This window comes from Mesorhizobium silamurunense, assembly GCF_014843905.1.
GTDB classification, from domain to species: Bacteria; Pseudomonadota; Alphaproteobacteria; order Rhizobiales; family Rhizobiaceae; genus Mesorhizobium; species Mesorhizobium silamurunense.
Genome location: NZ_LPVS01000041.1, coordinates 56,474 through 64,159, shown reverse-complemented (window position 1 = coordinate 64,159; position 7,686 = coordinate 56,474). Strand labels below are relative to the sequence as shown.

Annotated in this window: 7 protein-coding genes, 1 pseudogene and 1 riboswitch; of the genes and pseudogenes, 4 read left to right on the top strand and 4 right to left on the bottom strand. The window is 65.9% G+C overall.

The features are described from left to right. Positions 1 to 627, top strand: a pseudogene (locus AU465_RS11925) (hypothetical protein); the annotation flags it as partial. Between the two features lie 3 nt (positions 628 to 630). Here AU465_RS11925 and AU465_RS11920 read toward each other — a convergent pair. Genes AU465_RS11920 through AU465_RS11905 form a run of 4 tightly spaced genes read right to left on the bottom strand, consistent with a single transcriptional unit; the run spans position 631 to position 3,745 of the window. Next, positions 631 to 930 (bottom strand): CcdB family protein, encoded by a 300-nt coding sequence (locus tag AU465_RS11920; RefSeq protein ID WP_192247143.1) that lies wholly within the window; start codon positions 928 to 930, stop codon positions 631 to 633. Beyond that, complete coding sequence (locus AU465_RS11915) at positions 930 to 1,220, bottom strand: type II toxin-antitoxin system CcdA family antitoxin (RefSeq protein WP_192247141.1); 291 nt, start codon at positions 1,218 to 1,220, stop codon at positions 930 to 932. The genes AU465_RS11920 and AU465_RS11915 overlap by 1 nt, the downstream gene beginning before the upstream one ends. Before the next feature lie 58 nt (positions 1,221 to 1,278). After that, positions 1,279 to 3,099 (bottom strand): ABC-F family ATP-binding cassette domain-containing protein, encoded by a 1,821-nt coding sequence (locus tag AU465_RS11910; protein WP_192247139.1) that lies wholly within the window; start codon positions 3,097 to 3,099, stop codon positions 1,279 to 1,281. 1 nt (position 3,100) lies between these two features. Beyond that, positions 3,101 to 3,745, bottom strand: a complete 645-nt coding sequence (locus AU465_RS11905; protein ID WP_192247132.1) for a thiamine diphosphokinase — start codon at positions 3,743 to 3,745, stop codon at positions 3,101 to 3,103. A gap of 146 nt (positions 3,746 to 3,891) precedes the next feature. Further along, positions 3,892 to 4,006: riboswitch (TPP riboswitch) on the top strand. 42 nt (positions 4,007 to 4,048) lie between these two features. Here AU465_RS11905 and thiB point away from each other — a divergent pair. From thiB to thiQ, 3 genes are all read left to right on the top strand, one after another. Then, the gene (thiB, locus tag AU465_RS11900; RefSeq protein WP_192247130.1) at positions 4,049 to 5,059 is read left to right on the top strand and encodes a thiamine ABC transporter substrate binding subunit; all 1,011 of its coding nucleotides are present in this window, start codon (positions 4,049 to 4,051) and stop codon (positions 5,057 to 5,059) included. A 178-nt stretch (positions 5,060 to 5,237) separates the two neighbouring features. Then, on the top strand, positions 5,238 to 6,827 hold the full coding sequence (gene thiP, locus AU465_RS11895; RefSeq protein ID WP_312891242.1) for a thiamine/thiamine pyrophosphate ABC transporter permease: 1,590 nt from the start codon (positions 5,238 to 5,240) through the stop codon (positions 6,825 to 6,827). Further along, positions 6,824 to 7,612 (top strand): thiamine ABC transporter ATP-binding protein, encoded by a 789-nt coding sequence (gene thiQ, locus AU465_RS11890; protein WP_192247126.1) that lies wholly within the window; start codon positions 6,824 to 6,826, stop codon positions 7,610 to 7,612. Before thiP ends, thiQ begins: the two co-directional genes overlap by 4 nt. The last annotated feature ends 74 nt before the right edge of the window (positions 7,613 to 7,686 follow it).

The following is a 7,686-nucleotide window of genomic DNA, read 5'->3' as shown; positions in this document are numbered from 1 at the left end:
CCAGCGGCCGGCACCACCACGCCGCCCGCCGCCGGAACCACGCCCGCGCCGGCGACGGCCCAGGCGACCGTGCCGGTCGGCCAGAAGGCGATCTTCTATGAGGAGCGCACCAGCACGCAGCAGGGCACAGCCGAGCCCGGCAGCATCGTCTGGTCGCTGGTGCAGGAATCGCCGGGCGGGGAGCTGCCGCCGGAGCCGGCGATCCGCGCCGAGGCGGCGATTCCCGGCAAGGACATCCAGCTACGCATGACCATCCGGCGCAACACCGACCAGACCCTGCCGGCCAGCCACATCATCGAGATGATCTTCCTGACGCCGGAAGGGTTTGACGGCGGCGGCGTCGACAACATCCTGCGCATCGCCATGAAGAGCTCGGAGCAGGATGCCGGCAGCCCGCTGATCGGCATCCCGGCCAAGATCGCCGACGGCTTCTTCCTTGTCGCGCTCAACGACACCAAGGCCGACGAGGACGCCAATCTGACGCTGCTCAGGGGACAGGACTGGATCGACGTGCCGGTGGTCTACAAGACCGGACGTCGTGCGCTGCTCACCATGGAAAAGGGGATCCCCGGCGAGAAGGTCTTTGACGAGGCGCTGAAGGCCTGGGCGGCAAAGACGTCGGGGTAGTGCTCAGAAGCCTTGGAACACCATATCGAGGGCGACGACGATTTCGTCGTGGTGTCTGGCAAGATTTCCTTCTGCCGCTCGCAGTTCGGAAGCCATCAAAGCCGACATGAATTGGGTGACCATCACGTGGTCTTTGCCATCGATCTTGAAGGTCGGGTTCAGCCGGTGGGCTGGCAACGGCGCCATGTTGGGCGGCAAGAGCGGGACGACTACTTTGGTGTCGAGGTGCTCCAGCAGGTCGGACTGGACATCGAGAAGATAACCATCGCTTCCAGCGCTTCGGTAGAAATCATAACGAGCCATCAAAACAGCCGGTATTTGGCCAAAGGCAGACCGTTGCGCTTGACGTAGTCGTTGGAGCTTTCCAGCGCCTCCTTGTTCTCCTCCTGCCAGCGACGCGTCTTTTCGGCAGAAATCGCCTTCGTGTTCTCCTCCTGCCAGCGACGCGTCTTTTCGGCAGAAATCGCCTTCGCTATTCCTTGCTCGGCAGCGCGAGACATGTTGATGCCCAATGCCTTGGCCTCTTCGATCAATCTGGAATCAATCGAGGTGTTGACCGATTTGCGTTGCGGTTTCGCAGTTGATTGGAGCATAGCATACCTCTGCATTTATGCGCATAAGATAAGCGCATAAATGCATGCAGGCAAGTCGTCACCCCTCCATCTCCTCCCGCAGCATCTCCAGCTCCAGCCACTCTTCCTCAAGTGCCGCCAGCGTCGTCCGTTCCTTGTCGAGAGCGGCGATGGTCTTCTGGAAAGAGACCGGGTCGCGCTCGTAGAAGGATGGGTCGGCGATGTTGTTCTCCAGCCTGGAGATCGAGGCCGTCACCGCCTCGATCTTCTTCGGCAGGGATTCCAGCGCGAACTTCTGCTTGAACGAGAGTTTCTTCGCCGGGCCTTTCGAGGTGGCCTGCTCAGTCTTGGGCGCGGCGTTTGCGTCCGTGGCTTCGGCCCTGGGTCTTGCCCTGCGATCCTCCAGCCTCGAGCCGCCGCGCTGCGCCAGCATGTCGGAATAGCCGCCGGCATATTCGATCCAGCGGCCGCCGCCGTGGGGCGCGATGACGCTGGTGACGGTGCGGTCGAGGAAATCGCGGTCGTGGCTGACCAGGATCACCGTGCCGGCAAAGCCTGCGACGAGCTCCTGCAACAGCTCCAGCGTCTCCATGTCGAGGTCGTTGGTCGGCTCGTCGAGCACCAGGAGGTTGGCGGGCCTGGCCAGCACGCGGGCAAGCAGGAGACGCGCCCGCTCGCCGCCCGAAAGCTCGCGCACCGGCGTGCGCGCCTGCTCCGGTTTGAACAGGAAATCCTTCATATAGGAGACGACGTGGCGCTGCTCGCCATTGACCACAAGGTTCTCGCTGCGCCCGTCGGTGAGATAATGTGCCAGCGTCTCCTGCGGGTCGACGGCTTCGCGCTTCTGGTCGAGCGTCGCGATCTCCAGATTGACGCCGAGCCGCACGGCGCCCGCGTCCGGCGCCAGCTCGCCGGTCAGCATCTTGAGCAGCGTCGTCTTGCCGGCGCCGTTGGGGCCGACCAGGCCAACACGGTCGCCGCGCTGGATGCGGGTCGAAAAACCCTTGACCACGGTCAGGTCGCCAAAACTTTTCTCGATGTTCTTGGCCTCGATCACCAGCTTGCCGGATTCGGCGGCGTCGCTCGCCACCATGGTCGCCGAGCCCTCGGCGCCGCGATGGCTGCGGAAGCGCTGGCGCATGGCCTGGAGTTCGCCCAACCGGCGCATGTTGCGCTTGCGCCTCGCCGTCACGCCGTAGCGCAGCCAATGCTCCTCGCGCACGATCTGGCGACCAAGCTTATGCTGCTCGCGCTCTTCCTCTTCCAGCACCTGGTCGCGCCATTCCTCGAAATGCGCAAACCCCTTATCCAGCCGCCGCGTCTGGCCGCGGTCGAGCCAGACCGTGGCGCGCGAGACGCGCTCGAGGAAGCGGCGGTCGTGCGAGATCAGGATGACGGCGGACGAGGTGCGGGCAAGCTCCTCTTCCAGCCATTCGATGACCGACAGGTCGAGATGGTTGGTCGGCTCGTCGAGCAGCAGGATGTCGGGCTCGGGCGCCATGACGCGGGCAAGCGCCGCGCGGCGCGCCTCGCCGCCGGAAAGGTCGTCCGGCCGTTCCTCGCCGGTCAGGCCGAGATGGTCCATCAGATAGGTGGCGCGATGCGGATCGTCGGCCGGGCTCAGCCCTGCCTCGACATAGGCGCGCACAGAGGCAAAGCCATCCATGTCAGGCATTTGCGGCAAATAGCGAACCGTCGCCGAAGGCTGGCGGAAGACCTCGCCATCCTGCGGCTCGATCATCCCGGCGGCGATCTTGAGCAGCGTCGACTTGCCGGAACCGTTGCGGCCGACCAGCGCGATCTTCTCGCCGGCGGAGGCACTGAGCGCAGCACCGTCGAGCAGCGGCGTGCCGCCAAAGGTCAATTTTATGCCGTCGAGATTGAGAAGAGGCGGAGCCATGTCAGCTTTCGGGAAGAGGATAGGGGTGGGCGAGCAGCAGCGCCCGGCCACGCTCGAGCGCGATCTCGAGCCGGCCCTTGACCTCGTTTGATATAGTGAGCGAGGAGCCGAACGCCACCTCGACACGGTCAAGCGGCCACTTGGCGCCGGAGACCGTCAGGCCGGCGAGTTCGGAAAAGCCGAGCACCGAAAACAGCGTGCCGTCGGCATAGTCGAAGCCGGCCTTGCCCGGCAGGATGGGCACGCCTTCCTGCGCGCCGCTGGTCAGCAGCACCGTCGTGCCTGCCTCGGCCAGCCGCACGCTTAGAGCCAGATGCAGGAAGGCATGGTCGGCGCGCTTGCCGCCGAAGGCGCCGGCCAGCACCAGGCGCGTGGCGCCGCGCGCAAGCGCCTCGGCGATGGCGAGCTCGCCGTCCGTCATGTCCTTTTCAGCCGGAAAGATCTTGCGCGGCACGGCGGCAAGATCCTCCGGCAGGTTCGCCGGCACGGAGTCGAAATCGCCGACCCACAGCTCCGGCACCAAGCCAAGCATGCGGGCATGGCCGATGCCGCCGTCGGCCGCGATGACGCGGGAGCCTTCGATCTGGCGATCGAGCCGAGGCGTGCGCACGAGGTCGCCGCCAAGCAGGATGGTGAATGTGCCCATGGGCGTCGCCCTTACCAGCCCCGCCCGCGAAACGGAAGCCAGGCGCATCCAAACGGAACGGCGCTGCGTTCCAGAGTAAGCCGTGATGCATTGGATGCCAGGCAAACTTCCGCTTGCGCCCCGCATCGGCCGGGCCTATGTCTCGAAACGCTCTAACGGGGTGCCGGACGCTGACTTTGCGAACCGGCTGAGAGGCGACAAAGCCAACCCGCTGAACCTGATCCGGTTTGTACCGGCGGAGGGATTAGACGTTTCGGACCATCCGACGCCTCAATTCCTTTAACGCGAACGAAGGAGGCGCCGATGCGCTCACTGTTGTCCCAGCTTATTCTCGCAACGGGCGTTGTTTCACTTCTGGCAGGCATCGGGCCCGCCGAGGCGAAGGACAAGCTCACCGTCTATACCTATGAAAGCTTCACCGCCGACTGGGGTCCGGGACCTGGGGTGAAGAAGGAATTCGAAGCCGAATGCGGCTGTGATCTCGAATTCGTATCTGTCGCCGACGGCGTGGCGCTGCTCAATCGCGTCAAGCTGGAGGGCGCCGGCACCAAGGCCGATGTCGTGCTCGGCCTCGACACCAACCTGACGGCCGACGCCAAGGCGAGCGGGCTGTTCGCGCCGCATGGCGAAGTGTCCGGCATCAATGTGCCGGGTGGCTGGAGCGATGATACCTTCGTGCCCTTCGACTACGGCTATTTCGCCGTCGTCTACGATACCGAAAAGCTGAAGAGCCCGCCGAAAAGCCTGAAGGAACTGGTCGAGGGCGCCGGCGCCGACAAGATCGTCATCCAGGATCCGCGCACCTCGACGCCGGGCCTGGGGCTGCTGTTGTGGGTGAAGTCGGTCTATGGCGACAAGGCGCCGGAAGCATGGGCGAAGCTCAAGGCAAAAGTGCTCACCGTGACGCCGGGCTGGAGCGAGGCCTACGGCCTGTTCACCAAGGGCGAGGCGCCGATGGTGCTGTCCTACACCACCTCGCCGGCCTACCACATGGTGGCCGAGAACACCGAGCGCTACCAGGCGGCGTCCTTCGAGGAGGGCGAGTACCTGCAGATCGAGGTCGCCGGCATCACCACGACCGGCGCGAAGAACCCGCTGGCGGAAAAGTTCATTGCCTTCATGACAGGGCCGAAATTCCAGGACGTCATCCCCGAGACCAACTGGATGTTCCCGGCCGGCAAGACCGACAAGCCGCTCAATCCTGCCTTCGACAAACTGGTGAAGCCAACCAAGACCCTGCTGTTCAGCCCGGAGGAGGTCGCGGCCAACCGCAAGGCTTGGGTGGATGAATGGCTGGCGGCGATGAGCAAGTGACTGCGCCTTTCACCTTCCCCCTTGTGGGGAGGGTCGATCCGCGAAGCGGAGCGGGGTGGGGGTAGCGACGTTGCGGACTTCCTCACCCCCGCCCCGGTTCGCTGATGCCGCTTCGCGGCATCCGCTCACCGACCCTCCCCACAAGGGGGAGGGTGGCAGGCCGGCGCCTGATTCCCGCATAACCGCCGGCATCGTCGCCCTTGCGGCAGTCGCCGTGCTCATCGGCGGCGCCTTCGCCGGACTCATCCTCGAAGGCGCCCGCGACCCGTCGGGCGCTGCCGGCGCCTTCGACAGCTATCTCTTGCGCGTCGCCCGCTTCACGCTGTGGCAGGCGCTGCTATCCACATTGCTGTCGGTCGCGCCGGCGCTGCTGGTGGCGCGCGCTCTGTCCCGGCACCCGAAGTTTCCCGGGCGTCGCCTGATGCTGCAGCTCTTCACCGTGCCGCTGGCGCTGCCGGCAATCGTTGCGGCGCTCGGCGTGTTGGCGCTCTACGGCCATGCCGGCTATTTTGCCGGCGTCCTCGGCGGCCTTGGCGGTCAGGAATGGCCCGGCATCTACGGCCTGTCCGGTATCCTCGTCGCGCATGTCTTCTTCAACCTGCCTTTGGCCACGCGCCTGTTCCTGGAGGCGCTCGGCACCGTGCCCGCCGACCAGTGGCGGCTAGCGAGCCAGCTCGGCATGGGGGCTTGGCCGGCGTTGCGGCTGATCGAATGGCCGGCGCTGCGCGCGGCATTGCCGGGCGTCGCCGGGCTGGTCTTCATGCTCTGCATCACCTCCTTCACCATCGTGCTGACGCTGGGCGGCGGACCGGCGGCGACGACGCTGGAGGTCGCGATCTACCAGGCGCTGCGCTTCGATTTCGATCCTGCGCGGGCCGTGACACTGACGTTCCTTCAGATCGTCCTGACCTTCGTCGTGGTCGCCATGCTGACGCGGCTCGGCGCCAACACGGTCGGCGATGCCAATCTGCCGGTGGCGCCACGCCGCTATCTTGCGACCGGCAAGGCCGAAACGCTGCTGAATGCCGGCCTGATTGCGTTTGCCTTGCTGTTCGTCGCCGGGCCGATGGCGGCGACCGTGCTCGCCGGGCTGGGGGCGGATCTCGGCCGGCTGGCCGGCGAGGACGCCGTGCGCCGAGCGACGCTCACCAGCGCCGGGCTCTCTTTCTTCTCGGCGCTGCTTTCGGTGACGCTGTCACTCTCGCTGATCGCCGCCCGGCGCGCGTTGGCCTTGCGGCGTGCGGGCAGCGCTACGTCGCTGCTCGAGCATGCCGCCGACACCGGCGCCGGTTTCGTGCTCGTCGTGCCGCCGATCGTGGTCGGCGCCGGCTGGTTCCTGGCTTTGCGCAACATCACGGATGTGTTCGCCATCGCACCCGTCATGGTCGTTGCCGTCAACGCGGTTATGGCGATGCCGTTCGCCATCCGCGCCGTTCGCCCGGCCTACGACGCGGCGAGCGAGCGCCATGAGCGGCTCTGCCTGGCGCTCGGCATTTCCGGCTGGAACCGGCTACGCCTGGTCGACTGGCCTTCGCTTCGGCGGCCTTTAGCCACCGGCTTTGCCTTCGCCATGGCGCTGTCGCTCGGCGACCTCGGCGTGATCGCGCTGTTCGGCAGCGATTCGGTGCAGACCTTGCCCTATCTCTTGCTCGCGCGCATGGGCAGCTACCGGACCGCCGACGCCGCGGGGCTTGCCTTGCTGCTCGGCCTCGTTTGCCTGATGCTGGTTATCGCCGCCGACTGGCTGGGGCGGGAAGCAAAGGCATGACAACGGCAAACAATGGCATAGCGGCGGAGAAGGCGCTGGCCGTGACGCTGGACGACGTTTCGTTCAGCTATAGCGAGGCATCGTTCGGCTTCGATGCCGAATTCGCCGCCGGCAGGATCACCGCTGTCATGGGGCCGAGCGGTTCAGGCAAGTCGACGCTGCTCAATCTGGTCGCCGGCTTCGAATCGCCCGGCGCCGGCAAGGTGCTGATCGGCGGAATCGATGTCGGCGACACTGCGCCTTCCGCGCGGCCGGTGTCGATGGTGTTCCAGGAAAACAATCTGTTTGCCCATCTTTCGGTCGAAGGCAATGTCGGGCTCGGCCGCTCGCCATCGCTCAAGCTCTCTGCCGCCGACCGCCATGCGGTGTCGGAGGCGCTGGCGCGCGTCGGCCTTGCCGGCAAGGAGAAGCGGCTGCCGCGCGAGCTTTCGGGCGGCGAGCGGCAGCGCGTCGCGCTGGCAAGGGTGCTCCTGCGCGACCGTCCGGTGCTGCTGCTCGACGAGCCTTTCGCCTCGCTCGGCCCTGCACTGCGCGACGACATGCTCGACCTTGTGGCCGGCATCCATGCCGAGCGGCAGATGACGGTGCTTTTCGTCACGCACCAGCCGGAGGACGCGCGCCGCATCGGCCAGGAGATAGTGTTTGTCGACGAGGGCAGGGTCGCGGCAACGGGGTCGGCCGCCGATTTCTTCGACGGCTCTGGACCGGACGCCTTCCGGCGCTATATCGGCGATCGAGGCGGCAGCGTTGCCGGATCACAACATATTGCCCGGAAGCGGACATAATTTACGGCCAAACCGGCTGCGGGTAATCCGGCGTTTGCTTGCCTTGTCCGGGGGAGTGTGGCTAGGTCCGGCCA

Bases quoted from the DNA above. Each gene is read 5' to 3' on its own strand.
- AU465_RS11920 (WP_192247143.1), bottom strand. From the start codon at position 930: ATGGCTCGTTATGATTTCTACCGAAGCGCTGGAAGCGATGGTTATCTT.
- AU465_RS11915 (WP_192247141.1), bottom strand. From the start codon at position 1,220: ATGCTCCAATCAACTGCGAAACCGCAACGCAAATCGGTCAACACCTCG.
- AU465_RS11910 (WP_192247139.1), bottom strand. From the start codon at position 3,099: ATGGCTCCGCCTCTTCTCAATCTCGACGGCATAAAATTGACCTTTGGC.
- AU465_RS11905 (WP_192247132.1), bottom strand. From the start codon at position 3,745: ATGGGCACATTCACCATCCTGCTTGGCGGCGACCTCGTGCGCACGCCT.
- thiB (WP_192247130.1), top strand. From the start codon at position 4,049: ATGCGCTCACTGTTGTCCCAGCTTATTCTCGCAACGGGCGTTGTTTCA.
- thiQ (WP_192247126.1), top strand. From the start codon at position 6,824: ATGACAACGGCAAACAATGGCATAGCGGCGGAGAAGGCGCTGGCCGTG.